The organism is Streptomyces novaecaesareae, from assembly GCF_000716875.1.
Lineage (GTDB): Bacteria > Actinomycetota > Actinomycetes > Streptomycetales > Streptomycetaceae > Kitasatospora > Kitasatospora novaecaesareae.
This window is the reverse complement of record NZ_JNWQ01000006.1, coordinates 59,069-74,355: the sequence shown is the minus strand read 5'-3', so window position 1 is coordinate 74,355 and position 15,287 is coordinate 59,069. Positions and strand designations below refer to the sequence as shown.

Here is a 15,287-nt window from a genome sequence, read left to right as displayed (position 1 = left end):
GAGCCTAGGCGGCCCGACCTGGCGAATCGTCAGCCGGGATAAGGATCTCGGCCGCCTCCGATGCTCCTCCAGGAGTACGCCCGGCTGCTCCCGGCACCGCAGGGCCCGGAATATCCGGTTCTCGGCGCGGCTCCTCGGCGCGGCTCCTCGGCAGGGCCAAGGCGCCGGACACCAGGGCGCCGGACAGCAGGGCGCGACCGCGATCCGCTCACCCCTCCAGCGCCGCCCGCAGCCGGCCCGCGACCTCCGCGGCCCCCGCCTCGTCCGGGTACTTCCCCCGCGGCCAGAAGAACCCGCGCAGCCCGTCCTTGGGATTGCGCGGCACCACGTGGACGTGCAGGTGCGGCACCGACTGGCTGATCCGGTTGTTCGCCGCCACGAAGCTGCCCGCCGCACCCAGCCCCCGCTCGACGGCCGCCGCCACCCGCTGCACCCGCAGGAAGAACGGTCCCACCAGGTCGGCGGGCAGGTCCGCGAGCGTCCGGTGGTGGGCGCGCGGGACGACCAGGACGTGCCCGGGGAACAGCGGCCGGCGGTCCAGGAAGGCCACCGCGGCCTCGTCGTCCAGCACCAGGTGCGCGGGCTCCTCGCCCGCCACCACCGCACAGAAGACGCAGTCCATCCGTCCATTCAAGCCACCGGCAGCCGCCCCGGCACCCCGGCAAACCCCGTGGACCCGGCTTCACCCGTCCGGCCGCCGACCGGGTGCGGCCGCGCGGCGACCGGGCGCACCGTGCTGCAGGGGGCCGACCAGCGGGCGCGTCACGCGCCGCACGAGGAGGTGGCCCGGATGCCGGGCACGTTCGAGGTCCATCAGGACTCCGGTGGCAAGTACCGGTTCCGGCTCAAGGCGGGCAACGGCGAGATCGTCGCCACCGGTCAGGGCTACGCCAGCAAGGAGGCCGCCCACAAGGGCGTCGACGCCGTCCAGCGGGCCGCCGTGGGCGCATCCGTGGTGGACGTTCCCAAGGCCGCCTGAGCGACGCGGGGTCCGGTGGGCAACCCGGCCCGAGCCCCGCCCGCCGCGCCGCCGCCGCCGCCGCACCGATGTCGCCCCGCCGGCTCACTCGTACCGGTACAGCAGCGCCTCCCGCTCGGTCTGCTCGATCATCTCGATGGTCAGCGACTCGTCCCGCAGGTGCGAGAGCGTGACCTCCGCCGAAGTCGGCTGCGCGTCCTTGGCGAGCCAGTTCTCCGGCTTCCACGCCGAGCCGCGCATGAGCGACTTCGGGCAGTGCGCGTACACCTCCTCGACCCCGACCACGATCGCGCTGCGCGGCGGCTTGCCGACGGCGGTCAGCTGGCGCAGCAGCTCGGGGTCGGTGGAGACGCAGGCCCGCCCGTTGACCCGCAGCGTGGTGTCCCGTCCCGGGACGACGAAGAGCAGCCCGACCCGGCCGTTCTCCAGGATGTTGTGCAGGGTGTCCAGGCGCTTGTTGCCGGTGGCGTCCGGAATGGCCAGGGTGTGGTCGTCGAGCACCGACACCAGCCCGGCCGGCCCGCCGCGCGGTGAGACGTCGCAGCGCCCGGCGGCGTCGGTGCTGGCGACGAACACCAGCGAGGCGCAGGCGATCAGGCGCTTCGCGACCTCGTGCAGGTGGTCGACCTGCTTGCGGCGCGCGTGGTCGCCGGGCTGCTCGTAGACCTCGCGCAGTTGGGCGGGGTCGGTCAGGGCCCCCGCGCTGAGAGCGCTGAACAGGCTGCCCGGCCGGTCCGGATCGACGCTTGACGGGACGACAGCTTCCGGTGTGGTGGTCATACCAGGAATCTAACCGAGACCCCTCGGCACAACCCCAGGCCGTAAGGCGGCCCCACCCGAGGACCGCAGCCGTCGCGCAGCCCGAACCCCGTCGACCCCCGTCGCACTGCCGTCGAACCCCTGTCGAAGCCCTCCGTCGATTCCCCGGCTCCACCCCTCGCCACCAGCGGTTTTCCGCTGATAATGGGGCCAGGGACTCCAGCCGCGCGGAGGTGGTGGTCGTGATCGTAAGAATCTGGGCCGGGCAGGTCCTGGCAGGCCGAATCGAGGAGTTCTGCGCGCACCTGACCACCCAGGTGATCCCGCAGCTGGGGCGGACGGACGGCTGCCTCGGCGGCGAGCTGTTGCGCTCGGTGACGGAGGACGGGCACCGCGTACTGGTGGTGAGCCGCTGGCGCGACGAGGCGGCCCTGCGCGGCTACGCCGGGCCGATGTGGCGGATCCGGCCGGTCTGGTCGGAGGGCGAGCTGAGCTACCTCGCCCACCCTCCGGAGGTCACCCACTTCCTCCAGATTGCTGCACCCGCCACGCTCTGAGCCCCGCCCTCACCTCGCTCCGAGCCCCGTCCTCACACGGTCAACGGCACCGGGTGGATCTCGTCCGCCGGGTGCCCGGTACGGCTGTGCACCCGCTGCACGGCCTCCTTGGAGGGCGCGTCGGAGAGGCAGTACACCGTGCCCGACTCCGGGTCCGCCCACGCCTGCTCGAAGTGGACGCCCTCCTCTCCCTGGGCCGCCAGGTCGGCCGCGTGGGCCTGCCTGAGCTGGTCCGCCGTGATCCCGGTCATCCCGTGGTGGACGTCCATGAACTTCGCCATCGCCCTCGCCTCCATAACTTCGGTGCGTCACCGGCAGGGCCCCACCAACCAGCCTCGCCCCCTCCGCCCGCCTTCGCCACCGAACCGGCCGAACCGGCCGCACCGCGCGAACCATCGGACCGCCCGCACCACCGAACCGGCCCCCCGGAGGCCGCGCGGAGCACCCCCGCCGCGCATTCCCCGGAAGTCCGTGAAACAGACCACAGTGCAGGCCCCTCCCTGGCCTTGCGTCGGTCGTGGCAGAATGACGGCAACAGCAGTGACGTTCAGCGCACTCCGGGGTCGGTGAAAATCCGAACCGGCGGTTACAGTCCGCGACCCGTCCGCAGCCAGCGGCCGGTTGACCAGGTGAAATTCCTGGACCGACGGTTAAAGTCCGGATGGGAGGCGTGCGCGGGCGGACGAAGTGCAGTACCCGTGGTCCATCGTTACCGGACCGGGCCACGGTCAGGTGGACGGCGGGAGAGGTGTCTCCCGGGTCGGGTGAGCGATCTCCCGGCGGTCTCGGCAACCCCGGCGACGGGTGCTGCCGGCGGCTCGTGCACCGGTGCCCGTCCGTGTCATCTCCCTTCTGCCGCCCCGGAGTCCGCGCCCCAAGCGCGAGGAGAACCCGGGTGTTCACCGGCATCATCGAAGAGCTCGGCGAGGTCGTGTCGATCGAGGAGATCGGCGACTCCTCGCGTATCCGCCTGCGCGGCCCGGTGGTCTGTGCGGACGCGGGCCACGGCGACTCCATCGCGGTCAACGGCGTCTGCCTGACGGTCGTCGACTCCCCGGCCGAACTGGCCGAGGGCACCGGCGAGTTCAGCGCCGACGTGATGGCCGAGACGCTGCACCGTTCCAGCCTCGGCGAGCTGAAGCCCGGTTCCCGGGTCAACCTGGAGCGCGCCATGGCGCTCGGCGCCCGGCTCGGCGGCCACCTCGTCCAGGGCCATGTCGACGCCACCGGGCGGCTGGTGAGCCGTGAGCCCGGCGAGCGCGACGCGGACGGCGAACTGCGCTGGGAGGTGCTGCGGTTCTCGCTGCCCGACACCATCTCCCGCTACCTGGTGGAGAAGGGCTCGATCACGGTGGACGGCGTCAGCCTCACCGTGGTGGAGGCCGCCCGGGACAGCTTCACCGTCAGCCTCATCCCGGCCACCCTCGCGCTGACCACGCTCGGCGCCAAGGCCGTCGGCGAGAGCGTCAACCTGGAGGTGGACGTGCTCGCCAAGTACGTGGAGCGGCTGCTCGAATCGCGCACCCTGCCCGCGCTGCCGAACCTGCCCACCCTGCCCAACCTGCCGATCGACGAGAACCCGGGGGAGTCCAAGTGAGCTGGCTCAGCGGAGAGGCGTTCACCGTCCTCGGCGAACACGTGAAGTGGGCCGACATGTTCGGCAACCTGCTCGGCTTCGCCGGCCTGGCGCTCGGCTGGCGCCGCTCGGTCTGGAGCTGGCCGGTCCAGCTGCTGTCCGGCGTGGTGCTGATCACCGCCTACCTCGGGGGCCACGTCCCCGGTCTGATCGGCAAGCAGCTGATCGTGATCGCCACCGCCGCCTGGGGCTGGGCGCAGTGGCGGCGGGGCCGGCGTGACGGCGGCACCATCGCGGTGCGGTTCGCCAGTTGGCCGGAGCGGATCGCGCTGGCGGCCGGCACCGCGGCGGGCACGGTCGCGCTCGCCCTGCTCTTCACGTCCTTCCCCAGCCTGTCCTGGAGCCCCTGGTCGGACGCGTACATCTTCGTCGGCACGCTGGCCGCGATGGTCGCGCAGGCCCGCGGCTGGGTGGAGTTCTGGTTCGCCTGGATCGCCGTCGACGCGGTCGGCGTCCCGTTCGCCTTCAACAGCGGCTACACCTTCTCCGGCCTCACCTACTCCATCTACTTCGTCCTGGTGCTGCTCGGCCTGCGTTCCTGGTGGCTGAGCACCCGTGAGCCGCGCGTCAAGTCCGCCACCGTCCCGCAGGGAGTCACGGCATGACCGAGAACCAGTCCGACAAGGGCACCACCGAGGCCGAGCTCGTCCTCGACCCGGTCGAGCGGGCGATCGCCGACATCGCCCTCGGCCGCGCGGTGATCGTGGTCGACGACGAGGACCGCGAGAACGAGGGCGACATCGTCTTCGCCGCCTCCGCCGCGACCCCCGAGCTGATGGCCTTCACCATCCGCTACAGCTCCGGCGTGATCTGCGCCCCGATGACCGGCGAGGAGCTGGACCGCCTCAAGCTCCCGCCGATGACCCAGGTCAACGAGGACCGCAAGGGCACCGCGTACACCGTCTCGGTGGACGCCCGCGAGGGGGTGGACACCGGCATCTCGGCCGCCGACCGCGCCCGCACCGTCCGGCTGCTCTCCTCGCCCGGCACCGAGCCCGGCGACCTCACCCGCCCCGGGCACGTCTTCCCGCTGCGCGCCGTCGAGGGCGGCGTGCTGGTGCGCCCCGGCCACACCGAGGCCGCCGTCGACCTCGCCCGGCTCGCCGGGCTGCCGCCGGCCGGCGCGATCGCCGAGGTGGTCAACGACGACGGCTCCATGGCCCGGCTGCCCGAGCTGGTCGCCTTCGCCCGTGAGCACGGCCTCGCGATCATCTCCATCGAGGAGCTGATCGCCTACCGCCGCCGCACCGAGCTGCACGTCGACCGGGCCGCCGTCACCGCCCTGCCCACCGCGTACGGCGAGTTCACCGCCGTCGGCTACAAGGGCACCATCGACGGCATCGAGCACATCGCCCTGGTGGCCGGCGGCCTGGCGGCCGACGGGCGGCTGCCGGACGGCGAGGACGTCCTGGTGCGGGTCCACTCCGAGTGCCTGACCGGTGACGTCTTCGGCTCGCTGCGCTGCGACTGCGGCCCGCAGCTGGAGGCCTCGCTGCGGCGGATCGCCGAGGCCGGCCGCGGCGTGGTGCTCTACCTGCGCGGCCACGAGGGCCGGGGGATCGGCCTGGCCCACAAGCTGCGCGCGTACGAGCTGCAGGAGCAGGGGCGCGACACCGTCGAGGCCAACCTGGACCTCGGCCTGCCCGCCGACGCCCGCGACTACAGCATCGCGGCGCAGATGCTGGTGGACCTCGGCATCCGCTCGCTCACCCTGCTCACCAACAACCCGCAGAAGCTGACCGCGCTCACCGAGCACGGCCTCAAGGTCAAGGGGCGCGAGGCGGTCGAGATCGCGCCGGGCGAGCACAACCTGCGCTACCTGCGCACCAAGCGCGACCGGATGGGCCACGACCTGCCCGGCCTGGGCTCCTGAAGCACCCCACCACGACAGGCACGACAGGAAAGAGAAGAACATGAGTGGCCACGGAGCCCCCGAGCTGACCATCGACGGCGCCGCCGACCTCAAGGTCGCCGTCGTCGCCGCCCAGTGGCACGACCAGGTCATGAACGGCCTGCTGGACGGCGCCCACCGCGCGCTCAAGGAGCTGGGCATCGCCGAGCCGACCGTCCTGCGCGTCCCCGGCACCTTCGAGCTGCCGGTCGCCGCCAAGCGCCTCGCCGAGCGTGGCTACGACGCCGTGGTGGCGCTCGGCGTGGTCATCCGCGGCGGCACCCCGCACTTCGACTACGTCTGCCAGGCGGCCACCCTCGGCCTCACCCAGGTCAGCGTCGACACCGGCGTCCCGGTCGGCTTCGGCGTGCTCACCTGCGACAACGAGGAGCAGGCGCTCGACCGCGCCGGCCTGCCCGGCTCCGCCGAGGACAAGGGCCACGAGGCCGTCACCGCCGCCGTCGCCACCGCCGCGGTGCTGCGCGCCACGCTCTGACGGCAGCCCGCACGGCCCCGGAGCGGTCCCCGCACGGTCCCGAGCGGCCTCGGAGCGGTCCCGGACCGTGGACGTCCACCGGACTGTCCACGGTCCGGGACCGTTTACCGTCCGTCCGCCCGCACGCCGTAAGGTGGGCCCATCATGGCTTCGAAGACATTCGAGGAGCTCTTCGCCGAGCTCCAGCAGAAGGCCGCCTCCGGCGACCCCTCGTCCTCCCGTACCGCGCAGCTCGTCCAGCAGGGCGTCCATGCGATCGGCAAGAAGGTCGTCGAGGAGGCCGCCGAGGTCTGGATGGCCGCCGAGTTCCAGTCGGACGAGCAGACGGCGGAGGAGATCTCCCAGCTGCTCTACCACCTTCAGGTGATGATGATCGCCCGTGGGCTGACGCTCGACGACGTCTACAAGTACCTCTGAAAGACGTCTGCACGTACCGCTGGAACCGGTCCGAAACCGCACCCCCTCCCAACAGGTAAGGAAGCAACCTCCCATGCTGCGCATCGCCGTCCCCAACAAGGGTTCGCTCTCGGGTCCCGCGGCGGAGATGCTCCATGAGGCCGGCTACCGCCAGCGGAAGGACCCGAAGGAGCTCGTCCTCGTCGACCCGAACAACGAGGTCGAGTTCTTCTTCCTGCGCCCGCGCGACATCGCCGTCTACGTCGGCTCCGGCCGGCTGGACATCGGCATCACCGGTCGCGACCTCCTGCTGGACTCGCACTCCAACGCCGAGGAGGTGCTCGCCCTCGGCTTCGCCGGGTCGACCTTCCGCTTCGCCCGCCCCGAGGGCGTCGCCGTGGAGGACGTCAAGGGCCTGGAGGGCCTGCGGATCGCGACCTCGTACACCGGTCTGGTCGAGCAGCACCTGGCCGACCACGGTGTGAAGGCGACGGTCACCAAGCTGGACGGCGCGGTCGAGACCGCGGTGCAGCTGGGCGTCGCCGACGTGATCGCCGACGTCGTGGAGACCGGCACCAGCCTGCGCAACGCCGGCCTGGAGGTGTTCGGCGACCCGATCCTGGTCTCGGACGCCGTGGTCATCCGCCCCAAGGGCGCGGGCGAGGACGCCGGGGTGGAGCAGTTCCTGCGCCGCCTCCAGGGCGTGCTGGTGGCCCGCCGCTACGTGCTGATGGACTACGACATCCGCGCCGAGAGCGTCAGCGCCGCCGTGGCGCTCACTCCCGGCCTGGAGTCGCCGACCGTCTCGCCGCTGCACACCGAGGGCTGGGTCGCGGTCCGAGCGATGGTGCTCCGCAAGGAGGCCCAGCGGATCATGGACGACCTGTGGGGCATCGGCGCCCGGGCCATCCTGGTCACCAACATCCACGCCTGCCGCCTCTGACCTGCCCACTCCGGCCCGGCCGGTCGCAGTCGCACAGTCAAGCAACGGTTGAATGGGGCGGGGACGCCGAACAGCGTCCCCGCCCTTCGCCTGGAACCACCCCATGGAACCACCCCACCGGAGACCCCACGTGTCCACGCCGCCCGTCGAGTTCCCCGTCACCTGGGCGCCGCGCCGCACCCGCGCCGTGCTGCTGCCGGTCTGCGTCGTGCTGGTGGTGCTGTTCGCCGTGCTGGCCGTGCTGCTCCCGGAGAACTGGCAGCTCAACGACCGGATCATGATGACGGGCAGCGGCGTCCTGTTCGCCGCCGTCGGCCTGATGCTGGCCCGCCCCCGGGTCAGCGCCGACCGGGACGGCGTGACGGTGGTCAACTTCGTCCGCAGCCGCCGGCTCGCCTGGGCCGAGATCGTCCGGGTCAACTTCCGCCAGGGCGACCCGTGGGCCACCCTCGACCTCGCCGACGGCACCTCGCTCGCCGTCGTCGGCATCCAGTCCGGCGTCGGCAAGGCGCAGGCGATCGCGGACGCCCGCGCGCTGCGCGACCTGGTCGAGCACCACGCGCAGGCCTGAGAGCGGCCCCCAGGGCCCTGCGACCTGCGGTTCCGGGGCCTGCGGTGCCGGGGCCCGGCGGGTCCGAACAGACTTCCTAGGTCCGCTTGGGTATGGTCTACGCTGGTAAAAGCAGGGCAAAGTTCGCCCTGCTCCGACGCGACCCCCGCAGCGACCGCGGACGCGTCCCCCCGCACCGACCAGAGGAGTGACTCTCCCCCTCGATGGACGATCCGTCCGGTAGTACCTGCGCCGCCTCACTTCCGCTCCCCGGAAGGCAGGCGGCACTGTGATCACCGCCTGGCTGCTGTTGTTCGCCGCCGTTCTCCTGATCCTCGCCAACGGCCTGTTCGTGGCCGCCGAGTTCGCCTTCGTGACCGTCGAGCGCGGGGCGGTGGAACGTTCCGCCGAGGCGGGCGACGCCAAGTCCCGCCGCGTCTCCGGGGCCCTGCGGCACCTCTCGTTCGAGCTCTCCGGCGCCCAGCTCGGCATCACCGTCACCTCGCTGGTGGTCGGCATGCTCGCCGAGCCGGCCCTGTCGACCCTGCTCGCGCCCGTCATGTCCGGCCTCGGTGTGCCCGACTCGGCCGCCCGCGGCGTCGCCGTGGTCGTCGGCATGGTGCTGGCCACCGTCGTCCAGATGGTGATCGGCGAGCTGGTCCCGAAGAACTGGGCGATCTCCCGCCCGCTCCAGGTGGCCCGCGCGGTCGCCGCCCCGCACATGGCGTTCTCCTTCGCCTGCCGCCCGCTGATCAGCTTCCTCAACGGCGCCGCCGATCGCACCGTACGGGCGTTCGGCATCGAGCCGCAGGAGGAGCTGGGCCACGCCCGCACCCCGGCCGAGCTGGTCTCGCTGGCCCGGCACTCGGCCAAGGCCGGCGCGATAGACGAGGAGTCGGCGACCCTCTTCGTCCGCACCCTGGGCCTGAGCGAGCTGACCGCCGAGTCCGTGATGACCCCGCGCGTCGACGTGTCCGCGCTCCAGCGCGACGCCACCGCCTCCGACGTCCTCAACCTGACCCGGGCCACCGGCCTGTCCCGCTTCCCGGTGTACGCCGACAGCCTGGACGAGGTCACCGGCATCGTGACGCTCAAGGACGCCCTCGCCGTCCCGGCCGCCCGGCGCGGCCTGGTGCGGGTCGGCGAGCTCTCCTCGCCGCCGCTGCTGGTGCCCGAGACCCTGCCCGCCGAGCGGCTGCTCGACCGGCTGCGCCGCCTCCAGCCGATGGCCATCGTGGTCGACGAGTACGGCGGCACCGCCGGCGTCGTCACCGTCGAGGACATCGTCGAGGAGATCGTCGGCGAGGTGCAGGACGAGCACGACCCGGAGGACCACCCCGAGCTGCTCCGGCTGCCGGCCGTCGACGGCCTGCCGGTCTGGGAGGCCGACGGCCGCACCCGGATCGACCAGCTGGAACAGATCGGCCTGAACGCCCCGGACGGCCCGTACGAGACGCTGGCCGGCCTGGTCGCCGACCTGCTCGGCAAGCTCCCCGAGGTGGGCGAGCAGGCCGAACTGCCGGGCTGGCGGTTCACCGTGACCGGTGTCGACCGCCACCGCACCAGCCAGGTCCGGGTGGAGCGCACCGCCGCGCCCGGGATGTTCGGCGCGGACGAGGACGGCGCCCGATGACCGTCCTCCAACTCGCCGTGGCGCTGCTGCTCCTGCTGGGCAACGCCTTCTTCGTCGGCGCCGAGTTCGCCGTCGTGTCGGTGCGCCGCAGCCAGATCGAGCCGCTCGCCGAGGCCGGGCACAGGCGCGCCCGCACGGTGCTGCACGCGCTGTCCAACGTCTCCGCGATGCTGGCCGCCGCCCAGCTCGGCATCACCGTCTGCTCGCTGGGCCTCGGTGCCCTCGCCGAGCCGACCATCGCCTCCCTGCTGGAGGGCCCGTTCCACGCGATCGGTGTCCCGTCCGGCCTGATGCACCCGCTCTCGTACGGGATCTCGCTCGCCGTCGTGGTCTTCCTGCACATGGTGATGGGCGAGATGGTGCCGAAGAACATGGCCATGGCCGGCCCGGAGAAGGCCGCGCTCTGGCTCGGCCCGCCGCTGGACCGGCTGGCCCGCTGGCTGGCCCCGGTGATCTGGCTGCTGAACACCTTCGCCAACGGCATCCTCAAGCTGTTCCGGGTCGACGCCAAGGGCGAGGTCGAGTCGGTCTTCACCACCGAGCAGCTGATGTACCTGCTGGTCGACTCCCGGGACGCCGGCCTGCTCGACGAGGACCGCCAGGAGCGCCTGGAGGACGCCCTGGAGCTGGGCCGCCGACCGGTCACCGAGGTGTTGCTCAAGCCCGAGCAGCTGGTCACCGTGGACACCAAGGCGACCGCCGCCGAGGTCGAGGAGCTCGCCCTGCGCACCGGCTTCTCGCGCTTCCCGGTCACCGACGGCGACCCGGCCGGCCACGGCTACCTCGGCTACGTCCACCTCAAGGACATCCTCGACGTGGAGGAGCCCTCGGCGCCGATCCCGGCCCGCCTGTGGCGGCCGATCACGGCGCTGCGCGGCGGCCTCCCGCTGGACGACGCCCTCGGCGCGATGCGCCGCGCGGCCTGCCACCTGGCCGCCGTCCTGGACCAGGACGGGCGCACGCTCGGCGTGGTCACGCTGGAGGACGTCCTGGAGGAGCTGATCGGGGAGATGCACGACCCGGACCACCGCGCGACCGCCTAGGCGACCGCGACCGCCCGGGCCCTCGCGACCGCCCGGGCGCTGCCGGGTTCCCGTGTTCACCGAGGGCGTGTCCTCTCCCGGCGATTCTGCCCAGAGCATGCAGCCGTTCCATGCCGGCCGCCCTCGGAGGAGAGTGGCCGGCATGAGACTTCTCCTGCTGGGTGGAACCAAGTTCGTCGGACGGGTCGTCGCCGAGGAGGCGCTGGCCAGGGGTTGGGAGGTGACGGCCCTCAACCGCGGCACGCAGCCCGCGCCCGAGGGCGTCCGGGTGCTGAAGGGCGACCGCACGGCCGAGGACGGGCTCGCGGCGCTGGGGGCGGAGGAGTGGGACGCAGTGGTGGACACCTGGTCCTGGGCCCCGGCCGCGGTGCGCGACAGCGCCCGGGTACTGAACGGCCGGGTCGGCCACTACGCGTACGTCTCCAGCCGGTCGGTGTACGAGTACCCGCTGGTCGCCGACGCGGGCGAGTCGGCGCCGGCGGTCGCCTCGTCGCCCGACCTCACCGGCGAGGTGCCCTACGCCGAGGCCAAGCGCGGCGCCGAACTGGCTCTGGAGGCGGAGTTCGGCGGGCAGGCCCTGCTCGCCCGCGCCGGGCTGATCCTCGGCCCGCACGAGAACATCGGCCGACTGCCCTGGTGGCTGAACCGGATCGCCCGCGGCGGCCCGGTACTCGCCCCCGGGCCGCGCGAGCTGGCGCTGCAGTACATCGACGCCCGCGACCTCGCGGCCTGGACCCTGGACGCGGTGGTGGCCCGCCTCGGCGGCCCGTACAACCTGGTCAGCCCGTCCGGCCACGCCACGATGGGGGAGCTGCTGGAGGCCTGCGTGCGGGCCACCGGCTCGGACGCCGAACTGCGCTGGACCGACCCCGAGCGGATCCTGGCGGCGGGCATCGAACCGTGGACCGAGCTGCCGATCTGGCTGGCACCCGGCGAGCTGTACGACTTCCTGCACACCGGCTCGGTCGAGCGCGCCGTCGGCGCCGGGCTGCGCTGCCGGCCGGTCGAGGAGACGGTCGAGTCCACCTGGGCCTGGCTGCAGGCGATCGGCGGCACCGCCCCGCAGCGCTCCGACCGGGCCGCCGTCGGGCTCGACCCCGAGCGCGAGGCCGCGCTGCTCAGGGAGGCGTGACTCCCGCGCTCGCCTCCGGGCGGGCTCAGCCCCGGCCGTCGATCAGCTCCCCGTACGCCTGGACGAGGTCCGGCAGGCGCAGCGTGGCCAGGTCCTCCCGTCCGGGCGGCTCGCGCAGCAGCGACAGCCGCAGGTCCCGGTAGGCGCAGGACTTCTCGTACAGGGTGCGGATGAACCGGCCGTTGCCCAGCTCGTCGATCCAGCCCTCGCGGACCACGTGGGTGCAGATGCTGGCCAGCTCCTCGGCGGCGTCCTCGTCCCAGCCGTCGCCGTCCCGGCCGGCCAGCGCGGCGCCGATCGCGGTCAGCTCGCCCGGGCGGTAGCTCGGGAAGTCGACCCGGGTGGTGAAGCGGGAGTTGAGGCCGGGGTTGGTGGCGAGAAGTCGGTTCATGCCCTCGGGGTAGCCGGCCAGGATCACCACCAGCCGGTCCCGGTTGTCCTCGGCGCGCTTGAGCAGCACCTGGAGCGCCTCGTCGCCGTACGCGTCGCCCTTGGTGTAGCCGGAGTTGGAGAGGCTGTACGCCTCGTCGATGAACAGCACCCCGTCCAGCGCGGAGTCGATCAGCTCGTTCGCCTTGACGGCGGTCTGGCCGAGGAACTCGCCCACCAGGTCCGCGCGTTGGGCCTCCACCAGGTGGTCGCCGGAGAGCAGGCCGAGGGCGTGGAAGACCCGGCCGAGGATACGGGCCACGGTGGTCTTGCCGGTGCCGGAGGGGCCGGAGAAGACGAAGTGGCGCTTGGGCGGCTGAACCGGCAGGCCCTGTGCGGCCCGCAGTCGCGACATTCTCAACTGGGCGGACAGCGCGCGGACTTGGCGCTTCACCGGCTCCATGCCGACCATCAGCGAGAGTTCGGCAAGGGCGGCGTCCAACTCCCGCTCGTCGCTGTCCGGCCGGGGCGCGGGCGCGGCCGCCGCCCGGGGCTGCGCCTGGCCGCGGACCGGCAGCGGCGAGGGCGGGGGCGGAGGTGCGGCGGGGCCGCTCTGGGGGCCGCCCGATCCGGACCGCTCACCGGCGGCCTGCGGTGTGCCGTCGGCGAGCGTCCCCTCCAGCAGGCCGTCGTCCGCCAGGCCGGCGTCCAGCGGGGGCCCGCCGTTCGGCACGCCGCCGTTCGGCATCCCGCCGTCCAGCACCCCGTCGCCGGAGACGGTCGCGCCGTCCTGCCCGGCTCCGTCCTCGAACTCCTCGCCGAACCCCGGCCCGGCGGCGTACCCGGCGGTGTACCCGGCGTCGTCCGGGAAGCCGGCCTCGACGCCCGGCCCGGCGTTCTCGGCCCCGCCCGAACGCCCGCCCATGAGCAGCCCGTCCGCGAGCCCGTCGGCGACGCCGTCCGTGAGCCCGTCCGCGAGCCCGTCCTCGGCCGAGATGGCGGCCAGCCGTGCCGCGGTGTCCATGAACGCCGGATCCGCCCGGTGCACCGCCCGGTAGAGCGGCAGCGCCGCCGCACTGCGCCCGGCGCCCTCGTACGCCCGTGCCAGCCAGTACCGCAGCTCCTTGCGCTGCGGCTGCTCGGAGCGGCAGCGGGCGAGCGAGGCGGCCAGTGGGGCCTGCGCCTGCGCGCACATGTCCAGCCGCACCCGCGCCATCCCGGCGAACAGTCCGGCCTCGATGCCGAGCATCGGGTCGTCCAGCAGGCGGTCGGTGTCCCGGATCAGCTGCTCCCAGTCCTTGAGCAGGTAGGACCGGCAGGCGTACAGGAAGCGGGCGGACGGGTCCTCGCTGGGTGCCGGGCACTGCTCCAGCGCGCGGTCCAGCTCGGCCAGGTGGCGGCCGTCCAGCCAGTGCGAGGCGTGCGCCAGCGCGAGGTCGCGGGCGTCCTCCAGCACGGGCTGGACCCACCAGCCCAGCCAGTACCAGGAACTGAGCGGCCGTCGGTGCAGTCGCCGCTGTTCGCCGAAGCGCTTCTGGTGGCGGTACATCGCCAGCAGCGCCGCCGAGGTGTCGCTGCGCAGCGCGTGCAGGCCGAGCCATGCGTCGGCCATGCCCGGGTCCAGCCGGACGGCCGCCCGGAACTCCTCCTCGGCCCGGGTGTACGCACCGGCCGTGTAGGCGTCCATGGCGCGAAGCCAGGCCCGGTCGGCGAGCCGGTCCGGGCCGCCCGCCGTGCTGTCCGAACTGTCCACCGTCGTCACTCACGCCCCCCGCGGTGTGGCCCGGGGCTCGGCCGGCGACTCGCGTGCGCGCGGCCTGGCCGGTGGTCGTCGAGCCCCTGCGGCGCATATGCGCCCGCCAGGAAATCGTACCGGGGCCGGGCTGATCCGGAAGGGTGCCGAAGGGGGTCAAATGCGATCGTACGGGCGGCTGTTGAGCGGCCGGGCACCGAAACGGGCACTGAGCGGGGCGGCGGGGGAGCGAGATTCGGAAGGGGACCGGACGACGCCCCCGGCTCACGGGGGAACAAGCCGGGGGCGCCGGGTCCGAGGCGCCGGACGCTTTCGTTCCGGCGACTGAGGAGAACCTAAATCCTGGCGATGTCGCAGGTCAAGGCGATTGTTGAAGGTTCACCGACGGTGCCCGGCGCGATCCGGCCGGTCACCCCGTCGACCCGCGTCGCGGCGTACGGGCGGCTCGGGTCCGCGGCGAAATGCGCCGATTCGGCCCGGGCCCAGCCCGCCCAGAACTCGGCCAGTTCCGGGCCGTCCCGCTCCTCGCCCCGGCGGCGGGCCGCATCGGCGGCCAGCTCCATCCAGATCACCCGGGCCAGCCACGGCCGCACCGCCCGCCGTCCCGAGCCGACCCCCTCGACCAGCACGACCGGGGCGGCCGGCACCGCGGCCGTGCCCGCGAAGCGGCGCAGCGTCCAGTCGTACACCCGGTACGCGGCGTCCCGCCCGGCCGCCAGCGGCTCCAGCACCTGCTCGCGCAGCCGCCCGGTCCACCCGAAGAGCTCGCTGTGGGTGGCCAGGTCGTCCAGGTGCACCACCGGAGCCCCGCCCAGCGCCGCCGCCAGCCGCCCGGCGAAGGTCGTCTTCCCGGACCCCGCGTGCCCGTCCACCGCGACCAGCCGCACCGGCCCGCACGAGGGCGGCAGCGCCCGCAGATCCTCGGCCAGCGCGCTCAGCCCGTCGTCCGGGGTGCGCCGGGAAGGGGAGGAGGGGGTTCCGAAAGCAGCCACAACGTCAACCCTACGGTGCCGTACCCCACCACTGCGGACAGTTCATCTGTGCAGGTCGTGACGGCAGCGCGGGTTTCGGGCATACTCGCTTCGCCACGACTGTGAACGGCCGTTCACCGCAACCCGGTGCCGGTCGGTCCGACCAGCCACACCCGCGC

General features: G+C 73.2%; 17 protein-coding genes and 1 riboswitch. Of the genes, 12 read left to right on the top strand and 5 right to left on the bottom strand.

Annotation, left to right across the window (positions count from 1 at the left end; translation table 11 throughout):
• Positions 1-208: 208 nt before the first annotated feature.
• Complete coding sequence (locus tag OP86_RS03890) at positions 209-622, bottom strand: HIT family protein (protein ID WP_030058344.1); 414 nt, start codon at positions 620-622, stop codon at positions 209-211.
• 168 nt (positions 623-790) lie between these two features.
• Between OP86_RS03890 and OP86_RS03885 the strand changes: the two genes are divergently transcribed.
• The gene (locus OP86_RS03885) at positions 791-979 is read left to right on the top strand and encodes a YegP family protein (RefSeq protein ID WP_030058345.1); all 189 of its coding nucleotides are present in this window, start codon (positions 791-793) and stop codon (positions 977-979) included.
• Between the two features lie 84 nt (positions 980-1,063).
• Here OP86_RS03885 and OP86_RS03880 read toward each other — a convergent pair whose 3' ends face one another.
• Positions 1,064-1,759: an MSMEG_1061 family FMN-dependent PPOX-type flavoprotein gene (locus OP86_RS03880; protein ID WP_051829649.1), complete on the bottom strand. Its 696-nt coding sequence runs from the start codon at positions 1,757-1,759 to the stop codon at positions 1,064-1,066.
• Between the two features lie 221 nt (positions 1,760-1,980).
• Here OP86_RS03880 and OP86_RS36400 point away from each other — a divergent pair, with 221 nt between their 5' ends.
• Complete coding sequence (locus OP86_RS36400) at positions 1,981-2,295, top strand: antibiotic biosynthesis monooxygenase family protein (protein ID WP_157849658.1); 315 nt, start codon at positions 1,981-1,983, stop codon at positions 2,293-2,295.
• A 32-nt stretch (positions 2,296-2,327) separates the two neighbouring features.
• On the opposite strand, the gene OP86_RS03870 is transcribed toward OP86_RS36400, so the two are convergent.
• On the bottom strand, positions 2,328-2,576 hold the full coding sequence (locus OP86_RS03870; protein ID WP_030058348.1) for an SCO4226 family nickel-binding protein: 249 nt from the start codon (positions 2,574-2,576) through the stop codon (positions 2,328-2,330).
• 268 nt (positions 2,577-2,844) lie between these two features.
• Positions 2,845-2,972, top strand: a riboswitch (FMN riboswitch).
• Positions 2,973-3,190: 218 nt separating this feature from the next.
• Between OP86_RS03870 and OP86_RS03865 the strand changes: the two genes are divergently transcribed.
• From OP86_RS03865 to OP86_RS03820, 10 genes are all read left to right on the top strand, one after another.
• The gene (locus OP86_RS03865) at positions 3,191-3,892 is read left to right on the top strand and encodes a riboflavin synthase (protein WP_078588417.1); all 702 of its coding nucleotides are present in this window, start codon (positions 3,191-3,193) and stop codon (positions 3,890-3,892) included.
• Positions 3,889-4,536: a nicotinamide mononucleotide transporter family protein gene (locus OP86_RS03860; protein ID WP_030058350.1), complete on the top strand. Its 648-nt coding sequence runs from the start codon at positions 3,889-3,891 to the stop codon at positions 4,534-4,536. The genes OP86_RS03865 and OP86_RS03860 overlap by 4 nt, the downstream gene beginning before the upstream one ends.
• Positions 4,533-5,804: a bifunctional 3,4-dihydroxy-2-butanone-4-phosphate synthase/GTP cyclohydrolase II gene (locus OP86_RS03855; RefSeq protein WP_030255228.1), complete on the top strand. Its 1,272-nt coding sequence runs from the start codon at positions 4,533-4,535 to the stop codon at positions 5,802-5,804. The genes OP86_RS03860 and OP86_RS03855 overlap by 4 nt, the downstream gene beginning before the upstream one ends.
• Positions 5,805-5,844: 40 nt before the next feature.
• Positions 5,845-6,318, top strand: a complete 474-nt coding sequence (gene ribH / locus OP86_RS03850; RefSeq protein WP_030058353.1) for a 6,7-dimethyl-8-ribityllumazine synthase — start codon at positions 5,845-5,847, stop codon at positions 6,316-6,318.
• A 144-nt stretch (positions 6,319-6,462) separates the two neighbouring features.
• Complete coding sequence (locus tag OP86_RS03845; protein ID WP_030058354.1) at positions 6,463-6,735, top strand: phosphoribosyl-ATP diphosphatase; 273 nt, start codon at positions 6,463-6,465, stop codon at positions 6,733-6,735.
• A 73-nt stretch (positions 6,736-6,808) separates the two neighbouring features.
• On the top strand, positions 6,809-7,657 hold the full coding sequence (gene hisG, locus OP86_RS03840) for an ATP phosphoribosyltransferase (RefSeq protein WP_030058355.1): 849 nt from the start codon (positions 6,809-6,811) through the stop codon (positions 7,655-7,657).
• A gap of 103 nt (positions 7,658-7,760) precedes the next feature.
• Positions 7,761-8,228, top strand: coding sequence for a PH domain-containing protein (locus tag OP86_RS03835; protein WP_051829647.1), 468 nt, complete (start codon positions 7,761-7,763; stop codon positions 8,226-8,228).
• Positions 8,229-8,496: 268 nt separating this feature from the next.
• A complete protein-coding gene (locus tag OP86_RS03830) occupies positions 8,497-9,840 on the top strand; it encodes a hemolysin family protein (protein WP_051829646.1) in 1,344 nt (447 codons plus the stop codon).
• Positions 9,837-10,883 carry a hemolysin family protein gene (locus OP86_RS03825; RefSeq protein WP_030255219.1) on the top strand — a complete coding sequence of 349 codons (1,047 nt, stop codon included), beginning with the start codon at positions 9,837-9,839 and terminating at the stop codon, positions 10,881-10,883. The genes OP86_RS03830 and OP86_RS03825 overlap by 4 nt, the downstream gene beginning before the upstream one ends.
• Before the next feature lie 142 nt (positions 10,884-11,025).
• Positions 11,026-12,015 carry an NAD-dependent epimerase/dehydratase family protein gene (locus OP86_RS03820; RefSeq protein ID WP_030255216.1) on the top strand — a complete coding sequence of 330 codons (990 nt, stop codon included), beginning with the start codon at positions 11,026-11,028 and terminating at the stop codon, positions 12,013-12,015.
• A gap of 25 nt (positions 12,016-12,040) precedes the next feature.
• Here OP86_RS03820 and OP86_RS03815 read toward each other — a convergent pair whose 3' ends face one another.
• Together OP86_RS03815 and OP86_RS03810 are read right to left on the bottom strand one after the other, a co-directional pair.
• Complete coding sequence (locus OP86_RS03815) at positions 12,041-14,071, bottom strand: AAA family ATPase (RefSeq protein WP_078588424.1); 2,031 nt, start codon at positions 14,069-14,071, stop codon at positions 12,041-12,043.
• 401 nt (positions 14,072-14,472) lie between these two features.
• On the bottom strand, positions 14,473-15,129 hold the full coding sequence (locus OP86_RS03810; protein ID WP_051829645.1) for a uridine kinase family protein: 657 nt from the start codon (positions 15,127-15,129) through the stop codon (positions 14,473-14,475).
• Positions 15,130-15,287: the final 158 nt, after the last annotated feature.

Excerpts from the sequence above, each read along its gene's own strand:
- OP86_RS03890 (WP_030058344.1), bottom strand. The coding sequence starts at position 622 with ATGGACTGCGTCTTCTGTGCGGTGGTGGCGGGCGAGGAGCCCGCGCAC.
- OP86_RS03885 (WP_030058345.1), top strand. The coding sequence starts at position 791 with ATGCCGGGCACGTTCGAGGTCCATCAGGACTCCGGTGGCAAGTACCGG.
- OP86_RS03880 (WP_051829649.1), bottom strand. The coding sequence starts at position 1,759 with ATGACCACCACACCGGAAGCTGTCGTCCCGTCAAGCGTCGATCCGGAC.
- OP86_RS03870 (WP_030058348.1), bottom strand. The coding sequence starts at position 2,576 with ATGGCGAAGTTCATGGACGTCCACCACGGGATGACCGGGATCACGGCG.
- OP86_RS03855 (WP_030255228.1), top strand. The coding sequence starts at position 4,533 with ATGACCGAGAACCAGTCCGACAAGGGCACCACCGAGGCCGAGCTCGTC.
- ribH (WP_030058353.1), top strand. The coding sequence starts at position 5,845 with ATGAGTGGCCACGGAGCCCCCGAGCTGACCATCGACGGCGCCGCCGAC.
- OP86_RS03845 (WP_030058354.1), top strand. The coding sequence starts at position 6,463 with ATGGCTTCGAAGACATTCGAGGAGCTCTTCGCCGAGCTCCAGCAGAAG.
- hisG (WP_030058355.1), top strand. The coding sequence starts at position 6,809 with ATGCTGCGCATCGCCGTCCCCAACAAGGGTTCGCTCTCGGGTCCCGCG.
- OP86_RS03835 (WP_051829647.1), top strand. The coding sequence starts at position 7,761 with ATGGAACCACCCCACCGGAGACCCCACGTGTCCACGCCGCCCGTCGAG.
- OP86_RS03825 (WP_030255219.1), top strand. The coding sequence starts at position 9,837 with ATGACCGTCCTCCAACTCGCCGTGGCGCTGCTGCTCCTGCTGGGCAAC.
- OP86_RS03820 (WP_030255216.1), top strand. The coding sequence starts at position 11,026 with ATGAGACTTCTCCTGCTGGGTGGAACCAAGTTCGTCGGACGGGTCGTC.
- OP86_RS03815 (WP_078588424.1), bottom strand. The coding sequence starts at position 14,071 with ATGGACGCCTACACGGCCGGTGCGTACACCCGGGCCGAGGAGGAGTTC.